The organism is Kitasatospora sp. NPDC048662 (assembly GCF_055587065.1).
On record NZ_JBVJHA010000002.1, the window covers coordinates 1 to 17,462 of the forward strand.

Here is a 17,462-nt window from a genome sequence, read left to right on the forward strand (position 1 = left end):
CGAAAGAGCGGCACAGCAACCACCGGAATATGGCGGTCCTGCGCACTGCGTCCTCGCTAGTGTTACTTCATAAAGGAATCTCCAACCAACCGATACCGGCTGGCCGGGGATGTCAACATATCTGGCGTTGACTTTTGGCACGCTGTTGAGTTCTCAAGGAACGGACACTTCCTTCAGGCGGCCTTCCGACCTGCCCTCCGGGCGCTTCGTTCTTTCGTGTTTCCAGCTTATCAGATGTTTTCCGCTCCGTTTCCCGGAGTTTCATTCAGTCCGACTCGCTTTCGTCTTCCCGACCTGACGGCCCGTCCGACGTTTCAAACTCTAGCCGATCCCTGCTCCGGAAAGCGAATCCGCCGCAATCTCCGAAAACGCGCACAGCAAATACGAACGGAGACGCGAAAGGACGCGACCCGTCACGGATCAACCGAATGGTTCTCAAGGATTGGCCGCCCCGGGACCGTCCACACAGATGCGTGTCCGGTGCTCCCTGCCGAGCGACCAGTGAACACTACGCCGGATCCGCCCCAGGCGCAAACGCCCCCCTTCCCCCGCCTTGCCATCACCCAACGGCGGCGACTCTTGAGCAGTCGCTCAAACCTCTGCCATGATGACCGCGCCAAGCGTTGAGCGATCGCTCAAACTCGCGGCGGGGGACATCCATGCCTGGTCAGGGGCGGCACCCGACCAAGCCGATCTGTGGAGCTGTCGGACATCTGCCGTCCGCCCCACCCTCCGGCGCCCCGCCCGTCCGCGCCGTCCGCCCGCCCCTCGACAAGCCAGAGCCACGGAACCCCCTGCCAGACCAGATCAGGCGGGAACCTCGGCGCGATCACCTTGGAGCAGCCATGACCGCCACCGACACCATCACCGTCCCCGACCCGGCCGGCTCCCCCGCCGCCGCGACTCCCACCCGTTCGATCTTCCACGCAGCGCTCGGCGCGGACTTCGAGCGCCTGCATCCGAAACTTCAGCGCCGGTTCGGTTTCTCCAGTGCGGACGGGATCGCCTGCATCGGAACCGGGCGGATGGATCGGGTCGAGCGGGGTTCGCGGCTGCTGGTGCCGTTTCTCAGCGTGGGGGCGCGCCGCAACATCCTGTTTCCGGACCAGGGGCGGCACATACCGTTCACGATCGCCAATTACGCGTACCGGGACGGGTTCGGCCGGGAGACGGTGACCTTCGTGCGGACGTTCCAGTTCACCCGGCCGCGGCGGTTCGACGCGACGATGGTCGCGGCGCCCGGCCGGCCGAGGACGGTGCTCGACTATCTGGGGACGCATCAGCAGCTGGCGGTGGATCTGCGGCTGGGGGTGTCGACGCGCGGCGGGTTGGTGATCTCTTCGGCGGCGCAGCGGGTGGCGTCGCTCGTTGGGGCGCCGGTGGTGCCGGAGTTGCTGACGGGGCGGGCGGAGTTGCACGAGTGGTTCGACGACGAGGCAGGGCGGTTCCGGATCAAGGTGCGGGTGAGCAATCCGCTGGTGGGGCTGGTGCTGGGCTACCAGGGGTGGTTCACGGTGGAGTACCCGCAGGTGGGGGCGGAGGGCGTTCCGCGTCATGTCCGTCCGGTGCGCGAGTGTTTCCGGATGTAGCGCCTGCGCCCGCACAATCACCGGCGGCTACGCTGCGGCGCATGAGCGACACACGTGAGCGGTTGATGGATGCGGCGATCAGTGCGCTCAAGCGGCAGGGGATCGCGGGGGTGTCGGCGCGGACCATCGCCGCGGAGATCGGGGCCAGTCAGGCGCTGGTGTTCTACCACTTCAAGACGGTGGAGGGGCTGCTCACGGCGGCGGCGCTGCGCGAGACGGGTCTGCGGCTGGGGCGTTACCGCGAGCGGTTCGCGGAGGTGGGGTCGCTGCGCGAGTTGCTGATGGTCGGCCGGGAGCTGCACGCGCGGGAGCAGGAGGAGGGGAACGTCGCGCTGCTGGGGCAGTTCCTGGCGGGGGCGACGGGTTATCCGCAGCTCGCGAAGGTGACGGCCGAAGCGCTGCAGTTGTGGACGGTGGAGATCGAGGCCGTCCTGGTCCGGCTGTTCGCCGGGCATCCGCTGGCGGAGTTCCTCGACCTGAAGGGGCTGGCGCAGGCGGTGACGGCCGGGTTCGTCGGTCTGGAGCTGTACGAGGGCGTGGATCCGGCGGGCGCGGCGGGGGCGTTCGGGGCGCTGGACCAGCTGGGGGTGCTGGTCGAGGTGGTGGACGGTCTCGGCCCGGTGGTGTCGCGGGCGGTGCGGGCGACGGTGCGCCGGCAGGTGAGGAACAACGGCGCGGAGTAGCGGAACGCCGAACGGCCGGCCCCGGGCAGGGGGCCAGCCGTTCGAATCACCGTGCGTTCTCAGCTGTTGGTGGGGAAGCCGAGGTTGATGCCACCGTGCGAGGGGTCGAGCCAGCGCTGGGTGACGGCCTTGCCGCGGGTGAAGAACTGGACGCCGTCGGCGCCGTAGGCGTGGCTGTCGCCGAACAGCGAGGCCTTCCAGCCGCCGAACGAGTAGTAGGCGACGGGGACGGGGATCGGCACGTTGATGCCGACCATGCCGACCTCGACCTCGTTCTGGAAGCGCCGGGCCGCGCCGCCGTCGTTGGTGAAGATGGCGGTGCCGTTGCCGTACGGGTTGTTGTTGATCAGTTCCAGGCCCTCATCGTAGGAGGGGACCCGGACGATCGACAGGATCGGGCCGAAGATCTCGTCGTTGTAGACGGACATGCCCGGCTTGACGTGGTCGAACAGGGTGGGGCCGAGCCAGAAGCCGTCGGTGGTGGGGGCACCGGAGGCGTCCTCGCCGGTGATGGCGTGCTTGCGGCCGTCAACGGCGAGTTCGGCACCGTCGGCGACGCCGGACTCGACGTAGGAGGTGACCTTGTCGCGGTGCTGGCCGGTGACCAGCGGGCCCATCTCGGAGTCGCCGTTGCAGCCGGGGCCGACCTTGAGGGTGGCCATCCGCTCCTTGATCTTGGCGACCAGCTCGTCGCCGATCGGGTCGACGGCGACCAGCACGGAGACGGCCATGCAGCGCTCGCCGGCCGCGCCGAAGCCGGCGTTGATGGCGGCGTCGGCGGCCAGGTCGAGGTCGGCGTCGGGGAGCACCAGCATGTGGTTCTTGGCGCCGCCGAGGGCCTGCACGCGCTTGCCGTAGCGGGTGCCGGTCTCGTACACGTAGCGGGCGATGGGGGTGGAGCCGACGAAGGAGACCGACTTGATGTCGGGGTGCTCCAGCAGGCGGTCGACCGCGACCTTGTCGCCGTGCACGACGTTGAAGACGCCGTCGGGGAGGCCGGCTTCCTTCCACAGGGCGGCGATGAAGTTGGCGGCGGACGGGTCCTTCTCGGACGGCTTGAGGACGACCGTGTTGCCGGCCGCGATGGCGATCGGGAAGAACCACATCGGCACCATGGCCGGGAAGTTGAACGGCGAGATGATGGCGACCGGGCCGAGCGGCTGGCGGATCGAGTAGACGTCCACGCCGGTGGAGGCCTGCTCGGTGAAGCCGCCCTTGATCAGCTGCGGGATGCCGCAGGCGTACTCGACGACTTCCTGGCCGCGGGCGATCTCGCCGAGGGCGTCGGAGTGCACCTTGCCGTGCTCGGAGACGATGATCGCGGCGAGTTCGTCCTTGCGGGCGTTGAACAGCTCGCGGAAGTTGAAGAGCACCTGGGTGCGCTTGGCGATGGACGCCTTGCGCCAGGTGGTGAAGGCCTGGGCGGCCGCGGCGACCGCCTGGTCGACCTCGGCGATCTCGGCGAAGTCGACCTGGCCGGTGGTCTGGCCGGTGGCCGGGTCGAAGATGTCGCCGCGGCGGGGCGCGGTTCCGGCGGTGGCGACGGACTGGCCGCCGATCCAGTGCGTGATGTGCTTGCTCAAGGTCTCTGCCTCCGACTGTCCACGGATGTCCCGCGCTCGTTGTCCAGTCTGCTCCGCGCACCTGGCCCGCTCAACGAGCACCCTGACGGGGAAGCGCGATTCACCCTTACAGGTCGTCGGAAGCGTCGCCGGGATCCTGGTCCGATCTGTCGTCGGCGGCCTCCGCGGCGTCCAGATAGGGATCGTGCAGGCCGTCGGCGAGTTCGGTGGTCTCCAGCAGGTCGAGCCGCAGGTCCTGGGCCCAGGTCTCGGCCCACTGCCGGGTGTCGGCGGCGCCGGACGGGAGCAGCGCGGCGGCGCTCTCCAGCCGGTCGGCGAGCGTCCCGGGGGTGAATTCCTCGTCGAACGCTCCTGCCAGGGCGAGGAGTTGGCCTTCGCGCAGCCGGGCGGTGAGGGCGTGCAGGGCGAACAGGTCGGTGGGCAGGGCGCGTTCGCAGAGGGTGAGGACGGCGAGTGCGGCGGTGTCCTCCAGTGCGGCGACCGGGAGCGGGGCGCGCTCGGGCAGCACGGGCGGGTGGCGCAGCGGTTCGCGCCGGAGTTCGATGCCGAGCGCGGGCCGGGCCGGGCCGGGGAGCCCGAGGCCGGCGGTGTGGCCTGCGGTGACGGCGAGTTGGTGGCGGCGGGCGGTGCCGGGGGCGTCCTCGACGTGGTGACCGGCGGCGCGCAGGGTTTCGGCGAGTCCGGTGGCGAGGTCGGCGAGTGGCGGGCCGCCGGCGCAGACCAGCAGCGGGTCGGTGCCGTGCAGGCGGACGGGCAGGCCGTGCAGGCGGAGCGCGTCGGCTCCGGCCAGTGCGAGGGCGTGCTGCAGGCAGTACGGCTGGGCGTCGGTGAGCAGCCGGGTGCGGTCGGCGTGCGGGTCCAGGGTGGGTGGCCCGGGGTCGGCGGTGCTGGTGTCCATGGGGACAGTGTGGGCCGCCCGGCAGGGCGAGCGCGGGCGGCGCAGGTGCGCGGAGGTGTCGCGCACCTGCGCCGGCGCGGGGTCAGCGGTCGCCGAAGATGGTGCGGTGCCAGTCCTTGCGGGCGACCGCGGTGGTGTCGAACATGACGTGCTTGACCTGGGTGTACTCGTCCAGCGAGTACTGCGACATGTCCTTGCCGTACCCGGAGGCCTTGTATCCGCCGTGCGGCATCTCGCTGATGATCGGGATGTGGTCGTTCACCCAGACGCAGCCGGCGGCGATCTCGCGGGTGGCGCGCAGCGAGCGGTGGATGTCGCGGGTCCAGGCGGAGGCGGCCAGGCCGTAGGGGGTGTCGTTGGCGAGTCGCAGGCCCTCCTCGTCGCTGTCGAAGGGCAGCACGACGAGCACGGGGCCGAAGATCTCGCCCTGGACGACCTCGCTGTCCTGGGTGGCGCCGGTGATCAGGGTGGGGCGGTAGTAGGCGCCGAGGGTGAGGTCGGTGCCGTCGTGGCCCTTGCCGTCGGCGGGGCCGCCGGTGACCACGGTGGCGTAGGAGCGGGCGCGTTCGACGAAGCCGGCGACGCGGTCGCGGTGGGTGAAGGAGACCAGCGGGCCCAGGTCGGTCTGCGGGTTCATCGGGTCGCCGAGGCGGATCGCGGCGTACAGCTCGGCGACGCCGGCCACGAAGGCGTCGTACAGCGGGCGCTGGACGTAGGCGCGGGTGGCGGCGGTGCAGTCCTGGCCGCTGTTGATCAGTGAGCCGGCGACGGCGCCGTGCACGGCGGCGTCCAGGTCGGCGTCGTCGAAGACCACGAACGGGGCCTTGCCGCCGAGTTCGAGGTGGGTGCGCTTGACGGTGGCGGTGGCGATCTCGGCGACCCGCTTGCCGACGGCGGTGGAGCCGGTGAAGGACACCATGGCGACGCCGGGGTGGCCGATCAGGTGCTCGCCGGCGGTGCGTCCGGCGCCGGTGACGACGTTGACGACGCCGTCGGGGATGCCGGCGTCGGTGCAGGCCTGGGCGAACATCAGCGAGGTCAGCGGGGTGATCTCGGCGGGCTTGAGGACGATGGTGTTGCCGGCCGCGACGGCCGGGAGGATCTTCCAGGCGGCCATCTGCAGCGGGTAGTTCCACGGGGCGATGCTGCCGACCACGCCGATCGCCTCGCGGCGCACGTACGAGGTGTGGTCGCCGCTGTACTCGCCGGCGGCCTTGCCTTCGAGGTTGCGGGCGGCGCCGGCGAAGAACGCGGTGTTGTCGATGGTGCCGGGGACGTCGAACTCGGTGGACAGCTTGATCGGCTTGCCGGTCTGCGCGGTCTCCACCCGGGCGAACTGGCCGGCCCGCTCGCTCAGGATGCCGGCCAGCCGGTTCAGCGCCTCGGAGCGGGCGCCGGGGGTGGCGCCGGACCACTCGGGCAGCGCGGCCCGCGCGGCCGCGACCGCGGCGTCGACGTCGGCGGTGCCGGCGAGCTCGACCTGCTGGACGGTGCTGCCGTCGGCGGGGTTGACCACGCTGAACGGCTCGCCGCCCGAGCCCCGGGTCAGGCGGCCCGCGATGTACTGCGCACCGTCGTTGAAGCTGGTCAGGTCCATGAGTTGCCTCCATTGCCTACTCGACCCGGCCGACGATGCCTCGATTCGGGTGCCCGCGGCAAGCGTCACTCAGCAACGGCCCTCTCGACGGTCCTTACACGCTGCAAGGCTTCGTCCGGGCACCCGACAGGGCGACAGGGCGTCGCGGAAAGACGTGATTCACTTGACACCCTGAAACCCCCTGGAGGTGTCCGCGATGCTGCCCACCGTCGCCCGCGTGCTCGATCTCGACGTGATGCGGCGCGGCCTGCCCCAGGTGGTGGCCGGCGCCTCCGCGCTGGAGCGGCCGGTGCGCTGGGTGCACGTCAGCGAGCTGCCGGACCTGGCGGGCCTGCTGCACGGCGGCGAGCTGGTGCTGTCCACCGGCATCGCGCTCCCGGAGGACCGGGACGGCCTGGCCCGGTACGTGCGGGAGCTGGCCGAGGTCGGGGTGGCCGGGCTGGTGATCGAGTTCGGCCGGCGCTACTTCGACTCGCTGCCGCGGGCGCTGGTGGCCGCCGCCGAGCGGCACAACCTGCCGCTGGTGGTGCTGCGCCGGGAGCTGAAGTTCGTCGCGGTGACCGAGGCGGTGCACGCGCTGGTGGTGAACGCGCAGCTGGAGCAGCTGCGGGTGTCCGAGGCGGTGCACCAGGTGTTCAACGAGCTGGCCACCGAGGGCGCGGAGCCCTCCGAGGTGGTCCGGCAGGTCGGCCGGATGGCGGGCGCGCCGGTGGTGCTGGAGAACCTGGCGCACCAGGTGCTGGCGCACGACACGGCGGGGCGCGGCGAGCAGGAGCTGCTGGAGAACTGGGAGCACCGCTCGCGCGGCGTCAACCCGCCCGGCCGCACCGGCTACGACCCGCGCTCGGGCTGGCTGGTCACCACCGTCGGCGCGCGCGGCCAGGACTGGGGCCGGCTGGTGCTGGTCGACGAACCGGCGCCGCTCCCCCCGGACGTCCCGCACCGGCACGCGATGCTGCTGGAGCGCGGCGCGGCCACCCTCGCGCTGAACCGCCTGGTGGTCCGCGACCGCGAGTCGCTGGAGCGGCAGACCCATCGCACCCTGCTGTCGGGCATCCTCACCCACGCGCTCACCGTCTCCGAGGTCTCGCTGCGCGCCCAGGCGCTCGGCGTCCCGCTGGAGGGCCGCCGGCTGGTCGGCGTGGTACTGAGGCAGCGTCAGGGCCCGCTCCCCGCAGCCCTGGAGGCGCAGGCCCGACTGCGCGACTTCACCGAGCTGGCCGCCACCGCGATCCGCTCCGCCCGGCTCTCCGCCCTGGTCGGCGCGCTGGACGACGAAGGCGTGGGCGCCTTGATCGCACTGGGCTCGCAGCAGGACGAGCACACCTCGCTGGAGTCCTTCGCCGCGGCGCTGCGCCGGCTGTCCACGGAGGCCGGCCGGGACGGCGCGGCCGCCGAGCCGGTGATAGCGGTCGGCTCCTCGGTGGGCTCGGTCCGCGACGCCCGCCGCGCCCTGCTGGAGGCCACCCAGGTCGCCGACGCGGCCCTGCACGACGCCCCCGGCAGCCGCGCCGCCTACTACCGCCTCCCCGACGTCCGCCTGCGCGGCCTGCTCCACCTGCTGCGCGACGACGAACGCCTGCAGACCTACGTCGAACGCGAACTCGGCCCGCTGCTCGCCCACGACGCCGAACACGGCGGCCAGTTGGTGCAGATGCTGCGGATCTACCTGGAACAGGGCCGCAACAAGTCCGCCGCGGCCGACGCCGCCCACCTGTCCCGCCCGTCCTTCTACGACCGCCTCCACAAGGTCGAACGCATCCTCGGCGTCGACCTCGACCAGGTCGAGTCCTGCCTGTCCCTGCACGTCGCGCTGCTGGCCCTGGACGCGGTGCGCCGCTGACGCGATGTCGGCGGCGCACTCTGCGGTCAGCGCGGGCCGAGGGCGACCAGCGGGTTGAGCTCCTTCTCGGTGATCTCCAGCGCGGCCTTCGAGCCGTCCGCGAAGTGCAGGTCGGCGCGGTTGGAGAGCCAGGTGTGCCGGGGCTCGACCCGGACCAGATGGGCGTAGGGCAGCTCGCCGAGCGCCCGCAGGGTGCGGCTGACGCCGCTGCCGGCCAGCAGGATCCGCCGGTCGGTGAAGACCATCAGCACGTCGTCGTTCTCGTAGTTGCCGTCGGCGGAGCGCACCGCGACGACGAACCCTCCGGCCTGGCTCTGCCAGCCGCCGGTCAGGCCGCGGCCGCGGAAGAGCCGGCGGAAGGTGCGGATCACGCCCCAGGTGCAGTCCTCCACCAGGTCGGTGAGGAACTCGCTGAAGCTGACCAGCACGTACAGACAGCCGAGCCCGGCTTCGGCGACACCCCCGGAGTGCGCCTTGCGGTAGCGGCGCGGGGGGCGGCGGATCAGGTCGCAGAGGTCGGTGTCCACGATGCCGCGCACCTGCTCGCCGGGGGCCAGCAGGTGGGCGATCTTCGGCAGGTGCTCGCCGCCGTGCTGGACCGCGCCGGGGAACGACGGGGCGCCGTAGGGGTGGTGGTACTGGCTCATCCGAAGGCCTCCTCGATGCGGGTCCGCGGCACCCGGTAGGGCTGCTGGTGGCCGGGGCCGTTCAGCGCGGCGGTGACGGTGTCGACGTTGTTGTCGTCGCGGAAGGTGTCGCCGAGCAGGCCGCCGTAGTCGCCCGCGCCGATGCCGGCGCCGATCACCGCCTTGGTGCCGCCCTTGATCGGGGAGAACACCTGCTTGACGCCGATCTGCACGCCCGCCTGCACCAGGCGCTCTTCCAGCGCCAGGTTCTCGGGGTTCTTGATCACGCCCAGGCCGGCCTTCCACGGCTTCTTGCCGATCTTGCGGACGACCTTGGCCGCGGCCTTGGCGTCCTTGAAGCCCTTCCAGGTGCGGTTGACGGTGCGCAGTTCCCGGACGGCCTTCATCATGTCGCGCAGCGCGTCGGCGAGTTTGACCGAGACCCGTTCGACCCGCGCGATGTAGATCGCGATCTCCGCCTCCACCACCAGGGCGTCCACGATGGTGGCGAGCCCGACGGTGACGATGTCGATGATCACCATCGCGGCCAGGCTGACGATCAGGGTCTCGATCGCCTCCCGGATGATGCCGATGATCAGGTCCTCGGCGAGCTTGCACTCGGCGGCGGCCTGGCTGATGATCTGCGCGACCTGCTCCATGTCCTTGGCGGTCGCGTCGATGCCCTCGACCACCTGGCCCATGTAGGTGCCGAAGGAGTCGGAGGCGGCGCCCTGCCAGCCGTCGGACAGCGGCGCGGCCCCGCCCCGCAGGTCCGCGGCGATGGCGTGCATCTCCTTGGCCTGGTTCTGCCACTCCTGGGCGGCGGCGGTCAGCTTGGCCAGGTTGCCGGTGACCTTCTCCAGCGCCTCCATCATGCCGGTGGCGTCCAGGGCGGCCTTGACGATGTGGTCGAGCCCCGCGTCCAGCCCGTCGCTCACCGGGTTGCTCAGGTCGGGCAGTGGCGCGGTGAGCGCGTCGACCTGGTCCCGGGTCCACTTGTAGGCCTCGCCGACCTGGCTGAAGTCGCTGAACGCGAGGGTGCTCATCGGTGGCCCCCCAGTCCGGCGGCGATTTCGTGGTCGAGGTCCCGGTAGTTGCCCGCCACCGACTGCAGCGCCTCCCCGGCGCCGTCCAGCAGTTCCGCCAGGTCCCCGAAGTTCTGCTCCTCGGCCTGGGCGTGCTCCCGGAATGCCTCGTAGAGCTCGTCGGCGTCGGGCAGCTTGCCGAAGTCGCGGGACACCAGCGGCACCGCGGCCAGCCGGGACCGCACCGCCTCCACCCGGGCGACCTGCTCGCGAATCAACTGCCCGTAGCCCTCCAGTTGTTCCGGATGGACCTGAAAGCCCTGTTCCCCCATGACATCCCCAAGATCGCGCCAAGATTCAGCCGATCATCGTACATAACCCCGCGTGCTGTGCTGCTGACAGCACGAAGGCCCCCGGGCGGCCGCCCGGGGACCTCCTTCGCCGACGTACCGTCAGACCGTGTGCGCGTCCGCGAGGGTGAGCACCTCGTCCAGCACGGCGAGGCCGGTCTTGGCGTCCTCCTCGCTGATGTTGCACGGCGGGACCACGTGGAAGCGGTTCATGTTGATGAACGGCCACAGGCCGCGCTGCTTGCAGGCCGCGGCGAGCTGTGCCATCGGGGCGTTGTCGGCGCCGGCCGCGTTGTAGGGCACCAGCGGCTCGCGGGTCTCGCGGTTCTTCACCAGGTCGAGCGCCCAGAACACGCCGAGGCCACGGACCTCGCCGATCGACGGGTGACGCTCCGCCAGCTCGCGCAGGCCGGGGCCGAGCACGTTCTCGCCGATGTGCTTGGCGTTCTCCACGATGCCCTCCTCGGCCATCGCGTTGATCGTGGCCACGGCGGAGGCGCAGGCCAGCGGGTGGCCGGAGTAGGTGAGGCCGCCGGGGAACACCTTCTGCGCGAAGGTCTCGGCGATCGCGCCGGAGATCGCCACGCCACCGAGCGGCAGGTAGCCGGAGTTGACGCCCTTGGCGAAGGTCAGCAGGTCGGGGGTGATGCCCCAGTGGTCGGCGGCGAACCACTCGCCGGTGCGGCCGAACCCGGCCATCACCTCGTCCAGGATGAACACGATCCCGTACTTGTCGCAGATCTCCCGCACGCCCGCCAGGTAGCCGGCCGGCGGCACCAGGATGCCGGCGGTGCCGACGACGGTCTCCAGGATGATCGCCGCGACGGTGCCGGGGCCCTCGAACGCGAGGGTCTGCTCCAGGTGCGCGAGCGCACGCTCGCACTCCTGCGCCTCGTTCTCGGCATGGAAGTTCGAGCGGTAGGCGTACGGGCCCCAGAAGTGCACGATGCCGGAGACGCCGGCCTCGTTCGCCCAGCGGCGCGGGTCGCCGGTCAGCGCGATCGCGTTGGCGGTGGCGCCGTGGTACGAGCGGTAGGTGGAGAGCACCTTGTGACGGCCGGTGTGCAGCCGGGCCATCCGGATCGCGTTCTCGTTCGCCTCGGCGCCGCCGTTGGTGAAGAAGATCTTGTCCAGGTCGCCGGGGGTGCGCTCGGCGATCAGCCGGGCGGCCTCGCTGCGCGACTCCTCGGCGAAGCCCGGGGCGATGGTGCACAGCTGGGCGGCCTTCGCCTGGATCGCGGCGACCACCTTCGGGTGCTGGTGGCCGATGTTGGTGTTCACCAGCTGCGAGGAGAAGTCCAGGTAGCGGTTGCCGTCGTAGTCCCAGAAGTAGGAGCCCTCGGCGCCGGCCACCGCGAGGGGGTCGATCAGTGCCTGGGCGGACCACGAGTGGAAGACGTGCGCGCGGTCGGCGGCCTTGACGGCCTGCCCGGCGACCGAGTCAGCGGTGGGAGTGCTCATGCGCCCAGCGTAGGGAGCGACTCCCGGCCGGGGCAGCTGCATCGTGTCACGGAGCTCGTGTCGCACCCTGACAACGTGAAGGGGCGCGAGGAACAGTCTCCTCGCGCCCCTACCGGCTCAGTGTGATCAGATGGCCGTCATGACGTGCTTGATCCGGGTGTAGTCCTCGAAGCCGTACGAGGACAGGTCCTTGCCGTAGCCGGACTTCTTGAAGCCACCGTGCGGCATCTCGGCGACCAGCGGGATGTGGGTGTTGATCCACACCGCGCCGAAGTCCAGACGGCGGGACATCCGCATCGCGCGGGCGTGGTCCTTGGTCCACACCGAGGAGGCGAGCGCGAACTCGACACCGTTCGCGTAGTCGACGGCCTGCTCCTCGTCGGTGAACTTCTGCACGGTGATGACCGGGCCGAAGACCTCGTTCTGGATGATCTCGTCGTCCTGCTTCAGGCCGGAGACCACGGTCGGCGCGTAGAAGTAGCCGACCTCGCCGACCCGGTGGCCGCCGGCCTCGACCTTGGCGTGCGCGGGCAGGCGCTCGATGAAGCCGGTGACCTGCTTCAGCTGGTTGGCGTTGTTGAGCGGGCCGTAGAGCACGTCCTCGTCGTCCACGCCACCGGTCTTGGTGTCGTTGGCGGCCTTGGCGAGCGCCTCGACGAACGCGTCGTGGATCGACTCGTGCACCAGCACGCGGGTGGCGGCGGTGCAGTCCTGGCCGGCGTTGAAGTAGCCGGCGACCGAGATGCCCTCGACGGCCTCGGCGATGTCGGCGTCCTCGAAGACCACCACGGGGGCCTTGCCGCCGAGCTCCAGGTGAACCCGCTTGACGTCCTTCGCGGCCGACTCGGCGACCTGCATGCCGGCCCGGACCGAGCCGGTGATGGAGGCCATCGCCGGGGTGCGGTGCTCGACCATCAGGCGGCCGGTCTCACGGTCGCCGCAGATCACGTTGAAGATGCCGGCCGGCAGCTCCATGTCCTTCAGCACGCCGCCGATGATCTCGGCCAGCAGCACGGTGGAGGCGGGGGTGGTGTCGGACGGCTTGAGCACCACGGCGTTGCCCGCGGCGATCGCCGGGGCGAACTTCCACACGGCCATCATCATCGGGTAGTTCCACGGCGCGACCTGCGCGCAGACACCGACCGGCTCGCGGCGGATGATCGAGGTCATCCCGTCCATGTACTCGCCCGCGGCCTTGCCCTCCAGCAGGCGGGCGGCGCCGGCGAAGAAGCGCAGCTGGTCGACCATCGGGCCGATCTCCTCGGAGAGGGTCAGCGCGCGCGGCTTGCCGGTGTTGCGGACCTCGGCGTCGACGATCTCGTCGGCCCGGGACTCGACCGCGTCGGCGATCTTGAGCAGCAGCTTCTGCCGGGTGGACGGGGTGGAGTCCCGCCAGATCGGGAAGGCGGCGGCCGCGGAGGCCATCGCGGCGTCGACGTCGGAGGCACCGGACAGCGGGGAGGTCGCGTACACCTCGCCCGTGGTCGGGTCGACGATGTCGAGAGTGCGGCCGTCCGCCGCGTCGACGAACTCACCGTTGATGTAGTTGCGCAGCGTACGAAGCTCGCTCACGGGTCTCTCCTCGGTCTGGGCCTGCCTCGTTGCATCCCCGGGCGCCAGATTACTCCGCGCCGGGGCAGACACAGCGTGTCAGCGACAAGCCACGATCGGCGGTGTGCACGCTCGCGCGTGTACGTGGCCAGACTACCTCCGACACTGCCGGAATCGACAGGACCCTGCCCGAACCGCCACGCATTCCGTTCTTGATCACCAAAACGACGACGAAATCAGCAGCACTGCCGCTTGCGAATCCTTCGCCCGTGGGGCACAGTGTCGGCGTGGCCAACCGTGACCGGAACGCCAGCGTTCCCCTCGACGCCGCCTCCAAGGCGATCATCGAGCAGCTCCAGGAGGACGGGCGCCGTCCGTACGCCGCCATCGGCAAGGCCGTCGGCCTGTCCGAGGCGGCCGTTCGGCAGCGCGTCCAGAAGCTGCTCGACCAGGGCGTGATGCAGATCGTCGCCGTGACCGATCCCCTCACCGTCGGCTTCACCCGCCAGGCGATGGTGGGCATCCGGGTCGAGGGCGACATCGAGCCGGTCGCGGACGCGCTGGCCGCGTTCGACGAGGTCGACTACGTGGTCTGCACCGCAGGCTCGTTCGATCTCCTCGCAGAGCTGGTGTGCGAGGACGACGAGCACCTCCTCGAACTGATCAACAAGCGCATCCGCTCGCTTCCCGGCGTGCGGAGCACCGAGAGCTTCGTTTACCTGAAGCTCCGGAAACAGACCTACACCTGGGGCACCCGATGACAGCCGAGCCGGCGCAGAAGGACCTTTCCAAGACCGCCTACGACCACCTGTGGATGCACTTCACCCGCATGTCGTCGTACGAGAACTCCCCCGTGCCGACGATCGTCCGGGGCGAGGGCACCTACGTCTGGGACGACAAGGGGCGCAAGTACCTCGACGGGCTCGCCGGCCTGTTCGTCGTCCAGGCCGGCCACGGCCGCGAGGAGCTGGCCGAGGCCGCTGCCAAGCAGGCCAAGGAGCTCGCCTTCTTCCCGGTGTGGAGCTACGCCCACCCGAAGGCCGTCGAGCTGGCCGAGCGCCTGGCCAACTACGCCCCGGGCGACCTGAACAAGGTCTTCTTCTCCACCGGTGGCGGCGAGGCCGTCGAGACCGCGTGGAAGCTTGCCAAGCAGTACTTCAAGCTGACCGGCAAGCCGACCAAGTACAAGGTCATCTCCCGCGCGGTCGCCTACCACGGCACCCCGCAGGGCGCCCTGTCGATCACCGGCCTGCCGGGCCTGAAGGCCCCGTTCGAGCCGCTGGTTCCGGGCACCCACAAGGCCCCGAACACCAACATCTACCGCGCCCCGTCCTTCCTGGCGGGCCCCGACGGCACCGTCGACCCGGAGGCCTACGGCCGCTGGGCCGCCGACGAGGTCGAGCAGGCCATCCTCTTCGAGGGCCCCGAGACCGTCGCCGCCGTCTTCGTCGAGCCGGTGCAGAACGCCGGTGGCTGCTTCCCGCCGCCGCCCGGATACTTCCAGCGCCTGCGCGAGATCTGCGACCGCCACGACGTGCTGCTGGTCTCGGACGAGGTCATCTGCGCCTTCGGCCGCCTGGGCACCATGTTCGGCGCCGAGAAGTTCAACTACCAGCCCGACATGATCACCTGCGCCAAGGGCATGACCTCGGGTTACTCCCCGATCGGCGCCACGATCATCTCGGACCGCCTGGCCGAGCCGTTCTACAAGGGTGACAACACCTTCCTGCACGGCTACACCTTCGGTGGCCACCCGGTGTCCTCCGCGGTGGCGCTGGCCAACCTCGACATCTTCGAGCGCGAGGGCCTGAACCAGCACGTCCTCGACAACGAGGCCGCGTTCCTGGGCACCCTGAACAAGCTGCGCGACCTGCCGATCGTCGGCGACGTTCGCGGTAACGGCTACTTCTACGGCATCGAGCTCGTCAAGGACAAGGTCACCAAGGAGTCGTTCAACGACGAAGAGGTCGAGCGCGTCCTGTACGGCTTCCTGTCCAAGGCCCTGTTCGACAACGGCCTGTACTGCCGCGCCGACGACCGTGGCGACCCGGTCATCCAGCTGGCCCCGCCGCTGATCTCGGACCAGAAGACCTTCGACGAGATCGAGCAGATCCTGCGGACCAGCCTGACCGACGCGTGGGCGAAGATCTGATCACCTGAGCTTTCTTCCCCACCCTCCACCGAAGGGCGGCCCCGACTCCTCACCGTCGGGACCGCCCTTCGGCGTATCCGGAACCGAATCTGCGACCAACACGCCGCTTTCGCACCGATTCGCCCCCGTTCGGACCAGTGCGGCGCACCCGCGCCACCGTCCGATCGTTCTAATCTGACGACTGTCATATCCCCGTCGGCACCTGGATGGATCACATGTCAGCGGCCCCGCCCGACAACGACGTGCTCTGGGCCCGAGGGATCGTCAAGTCCCACTACGGCACCCCCGCACTGCGCGGCGTCTCCCTCCGCGTCCGCGAGGGCGAGATGCTCGCCGTCACCGGCCCGCGCGGTTCCGGCAAGTCCACCCTGCTCGGCTGCCTGTCCGCGCAACTCCCGGTCGACGAGGGCGAGGTCTGGTTCCACAGCTCCCCCGTGCACACCCTCGGCCGGGCCGGACGCGAACGGCTGCGCCGCGAACGCTTCGGCTGGGTCGGCCCCGAACCGCACCTGGTACCGGAACTGACGGCCCGTGAGAACGTCGCCCTGCCCCTGCTGCTGGCCGGCGCCGGCCACCGGGCCGCCCACCGCGCCGCCGTTGAATGGCTCGACCGCCTCGACGTCGCCGGCTGCGCCAAGCTCCGGCCCGCCGACCTTCCGCAGGACATCCGCCAACGGATCGCCGTCGCCCGGGCCCTCGCCCCCGAACCGCCCGTGGTCTTCGCCGACGACCCCACCGCGCCACTGCACCACGACGCCCGCGAACAGGTGCTGCGGATACTGACCAGCGCCACCCGCTCCCACCACCTGACGCTGGTGCTCGCCACCCACGACCCGGAACTCGCCCGCTACGCCGACCGCAACGTCCACCTGATCGACGGCCGGATCGCGACCGAACCCGCCGCCGTCCCCGCCGGGCGCTGAGAGGGCCTCGACGTGTACTACCTCGGACTCGCCCGCGGCTACCGCGCCCTCGACCTGGTCCGCTGGCTGCTCACCGCAGTCGCCGCCGCCGTGGTCGCCGCCTTCCTGCTGCGCGCGCTCGGCCGGGCCCTGGCCGAACCCACCGGCGGCGCCGACCGGCTGCTGTGGTGCCTGCCCCCGCTGGCCGCCGTCGCCTGGTTCGCCGCCGTCGCCGCCCGCGCCGTCCCCGCCCAGCACCCCGAGCGGATCACCGGCCTCACCGCCGCCGGCGCCGGCCCCCGCCGGATCCGGCTGCTGATCGCCGGCGAGATCGCCCTCGCCTGCGCCCTCGGCTCCGGCCTCACGCTGGTGCTCTTCCTGGTGCTGCGCAACGACATCGCCGGCCCCTCGCTCGCCGCCGACATCGGCATGGGCATCCCGCTGCCCACCGCCGCGCCCGTCACCCTGCTCGCCGTCCCCACGCTGGTCGCCGGAGTCGCCGCGGCCTGCGCCGTCCGCTTCCCCGACACCCTGCCCGGCCACCCCGCCGAGCCCGCCCCGGCCCGCTGGAGCGCCCGGCGGCTCACCCTGCCCGGCCCCGTGCTGCTCGCCGGCATCGGCCTCGAACTGTACGGACTGCGGCCCGGCGCCACCGACGCCGAACGCACCCTGCACCTGCCCGGCGGCCTGCCCGCCACCAGCCCCGCCCTGCTGGCCGGCTGGACGCTCGCCGCCCTCGCGCTCGCCCTGTGGACCGGCCCGCTGCTCGCCCTCGCCGGACGGCTGATGGTGATCCACCGGCCCGCACCGCTGCGCCTGCTGGCCGGCCGCGCGCTCACCGCCCAGGCACCCCGCCTCGGCACGCCGCTGGCCGTGCTCACCACCATCGCCGCGCTGCTGCTGGTCGCCGGTCGCGAGTGGGCCCGCGCCGACGCCGAGGCCCCCACGCTCACCCTGGTCGAGGGCCTGCTGATCCTGGCCTGCGCCGTCGCCGCCCTCGCCGCCCGCCTGCTGGAACTGCGCGCCGACCGCCGCCCCACCCTCGCCACCCTGGACCGCCTCGGCACCCCGCCCGGCCTGCTCACCGGCACCCTCGCCCTGCGCGCCCTCGCCGCCGGCACCGTCCTGCTGGTGACCGGCGGACTGACGCTGGCGCTCTGCCCGCTGCCATAGCGCCCACGAACGCGGAACGCCCCGGCGGT

15 protein-coding genes are annotated in these 17,462 nt (G+C 71.1%); 7 read left to right on the forward strand and 8 right to left on the reverse strand.

From position 1 onward, the window contains the following. Positions 1-845: 845 nt before the first annotated feature. The gene (locus tag ACZ6R9_RS05980; protein WP_465536843.1) at positions 846-1,589 is read left to right on the forward strand and encodes a DUF4166 domain-containing protein; all 744 of its coding nucleotides are present in this window, start codon (positions 846-848) and stop codon (positions 1,587-1,589) included. Between the two features lie 41 nt (positions 1,590-1,630). After that, a complete protein-coding gene (locus ACZ6R9_RS05985; protein ID WP_465536845.1) occupies positions 1,631-2,272 on the forward strand; it encodes a TetR/AcrR family transcriptional regulator in 642 nt (213 codons plus the stop codon). A 59-nt stretch (positions 2,273-2,331) separates the two neighbouring features. Here ACZ6R9_RS05985 and ACZ6R9_RS05990 read toward each other — a convergent pair whose 3' ends face one another. The 3 genes from ACZ6R9_RS05990 to ACZ6R9_RS06000 all read right to left on the reverse strand — a co-directional run bounded on the left by ACZ6R9_RS05990 (position 2,332) and on the right by ACZ6R9_RS06000 (position 6,350). Beyond that, positions 2,332-3,855 carry a CoA-acylating methylmalonate-semialdehyde dehydrogenase gene (locus ACZ6R9_RS05990; RefSeq protein WP_380488224.1) on the reverse strand — a complete coding sequence of 508 codons (1,524 nt, stop codon included), beginning with the start codon at positions 3,853-3,855 and terminating at the stop codon, positions 2,332-2,334. A 106-nt stretch (positions 3,856-3,961) separates the two neighbouring features. Then, the gene (locus tag ACZ6R9_RS05995) at positions 3,962-4,753 is read right to left on the reverse strand and encodes a hypothetical protein (protein WP_465536847.1); all 792 of its coding nucleotides are present in this window, start codon (positions 4,751-4,753) and stop codon (positions 3,962-3,964) included. 82 nt (positions 4,754-4,835) lie between these two features. Continuing rightward, entirely contained in the window at positions 4,836-6,350 is a 1,515-nt protein-coding gene (locus ACZ6R9_RS06000) for a gamma-aminobutyraldehyde dehydrogenase (protein ID WP_380488226.1), read from the reverse strand. 196 nt (positions 6,351-6,546) lie between these two features. On the opposite strand from ACZ6R9_RS06000, the gene ACZ6R9_RS06005 reads away from it, so the two are divergent. Further along, entirely contained in the window at positions 6,547-8,193 is a 1,647-nt protein-coding gene (locus ACZ6R9_RS06005; RefSeq protein WP_380488227.1) for a PucR family transcriptional regulator, read from the forward strand. Positions 8,194-8,219: 26 nt separating this feature from the next. On the opposite strand, the gene ACZ6R9_RS06010 is transcribed toward ACZ6R9_RS06005, so the two are convergent. The 5 genes from ACZ6R9_RS06010 to ACZ6R9_RS06030 all read right to left on the reverse strand — a co-directional run bounded on the left by ACZ6R9_RS06010 (position 8,220) and on the right by ACZ6R9_RS06030 (position 13,227). Further along, positions 8,220-8,840 carry a hypothetical protein gene (locus ACZ6R9_RS06010; RefSeq protein ID WP_380488228.1) on the reverse strand — a complete coding sequence of 207 codons (621 nt, stop codon included), beginning with the start codon at positions 8,838-8,840 and terminating at the stop codon, positions 8,220-8,222. After that, positions 8,837-9,865: a WXG100 family type VII secretion target gene (locus ACZ6R9_RS06015; protein WP_380488229.1), complete on the reverse strand. Its 1,029-nt coding sequence runs from the start codon at positions 9,863-9,865 to the stop codon at positions 8,837-8,839. The genes ACZ6R9_RS06010 and ACZ6R9_RS06015 overlap by 4 nt, the downstream gene beginning before the upstream one ends. Then, a complete protein-coding gene (locus ACZ6R9_RS06020; protein WP_465536851.1) occupies positions 9,862-10,176 on the reverse strand; it encodes a WXG100 family type VII secretion target in 315 nt (104 codons plus the stop codon). Before ACZ6R9_RS06020 ends, ACZ6R9_RS06015 begins: the two co-directional genes overlap by 4 nt. Positions 10,177-10,296: 120 nt before the next feature. Then, on the reverse strand, positions 10,297-11,655 hold the full coding sequence (locus ACZ6R9_RS06025) for an aspartate aminotransferase family protein (RefSeq protein WP_380488231.1): 1,359 nt from the start codon (positions 11,653-11,655) through the stop codon (positions 10,297-10,299). Between the two features lie 126 nt (positions 11,656-11,781). Next, positions 11,782-13,227 (reverse strand): gamma-aminobutyraldehyde dehydrogenase, encoded by a 1,446-nt coding sequence (locus ACZ6R9_RS06030; RefSeq protein WP_380488232.1) that lies wholly within the window; start codon positions 13,225-13,227, stop codon positions 11,782-11,784. A 266-nt stretch (positions 13,228-13,493) separates the two neighbouring features. Between ACZ6R9_RS06030 and ACZ6R9_RS06035 the strand changes: the two genes are divergently transcribed. The 4 genes from ACZ6R9_RS06035 (at position 13,494) to ACZ6R9_RS06050 (ending at position 17,433) form a co-directional block, all read left to right on the forward strand. Beyond that, positions 13,494-13,967, forward strand: a complete 474-nt coding sequence (locus ACZ6R9_RS06035; protein WP_014138339.1) for an Lrp/AsnC family transcriptional regulator — start codon at positions 13,494-13,496, stop codon at positions 13,965-13,967. Further along, positions 13,964-15,358: an aspartate aminotransferase family protein gene (locus ACZ6R9_RS06040; protein ID WP_380488233.1), complete on the forward strand. Its 1,395-nt coding sequence runs from the start codon at positions 13,964-13,966 to the stop codon at positions 15,356-15,358. Before ACZ6R9_RS06035 ends, ACZ6R9_RS06040 begins: the two co-directional genes overlap by 4 nt. Positions 15,359-15,573: 215 nt before the next feature. Beyond that, positions 15,574-16,281 (forward strand): ABC transporter ATP-binding protein, encoded by a 708-nt coding sequence (locus ACZ6R9_RS06045; protein WP_465536854.1) that lies wholly within the window; start codon positions 15,574-15,576, stop codon positions 16,279-16,281. Positions 16,282-16,293: 12 nt separating this feature from the next. Beyond that, positions 16,294-17,433 (forward strand): hypothetical protein, encoded by a 1,140-nt coding sequence (locus tag ACZ6R9_RS06050; RefSeq protein ID WP_465536856.1) that lies wholly within the window; start codon positions 16,294-16,296, stop codon positions 17,431-17,433. Positions 17,434-17,462 lie beyond the last annotated feature (29 nt).

Bases quoted from the DNA above. Each gene is read 5' to 3' on its own strand.
- ACZ6R9_RS05980 (WP_465536843.1), top strand. From the start codon at position 846: ATGACCGCCACCGACACCATCACCGTCCCCGACCCGGCCGGCTCCCCC.
- ACZ6R9_RS06015 (WP_380488229.1), bottom strand. From the start codon at position 9,865: ATGAGCACCCTCGCGTTCAGCGACTTCAGCCAGGTCGGCGAGGCCTAC.
- ACZ6R9_RS05995 (WP_465536847.1), bottom strand. From the start codon at position 4,753: ATGGACACCAGCACCGCCGACCCCGGGCCACCCACCCTGGACCCGCAC.
- ACZ6R9_RS05985 (WP_465536845.1), top strand. From the start codon at position 1,631: ATGAGCGACACACGTGAGCGGTTGATGGATGCGGCGATCAGTGCGCTC.
- ACZ6R9_RS06045 (WP_465536854.1), top strand. From the start codon at position 15,574: ATGTCAGCGGCCCCGCCCGACAACGACGTGCTCTGGGCCCGAGGGATC.
- ACZ6R9_RS06010 (WP_380488228.1), bottom strand. From the start codon at position 8,840: ATGAGCCAGTACCACCACCCCTACGGCGCCCCGTCGTTCCCCGGCGCG.
- ACZ6R9_RS06005 (WP_380488227.1), top strand. From the start codon at position 6,547: ATGCTGCCCACCGTCGCCCGCGTGCTCGATCTCGACGTGATGCGGCGC.
- ACZ6R9_RS06000 (WP_380488226.1), bottom strand. From the start codon at position 6,350: ATGGACCTGACCAGCTTCAACGACGGTGCGCAGTACATCGCGGGCCGC.
- ACZ6R9_RS06020 (WP_465536851.1), bottom strand. From the start codon at position 10,176: ATGGGGGAACAGGGCTTTCAGGTCCATCCGGAACAACTGGAGGGCTAC.
- ACZ6R9_RS06040 (WP_380488233.1), top strand. From the start codon at position 13,964: ATGACAGCCGAGCCGGCGCAGAAGGACCTTTCCAAGACCGCCTACGAC.
- ACZ6R9_RS06025 (WP_380488231.1), bottom strand. From the start codon at position 11,655: ATGAGCACTCCCACCGCTGACTCGGTCGCCGGGCAGGCCGTCAAGGCC.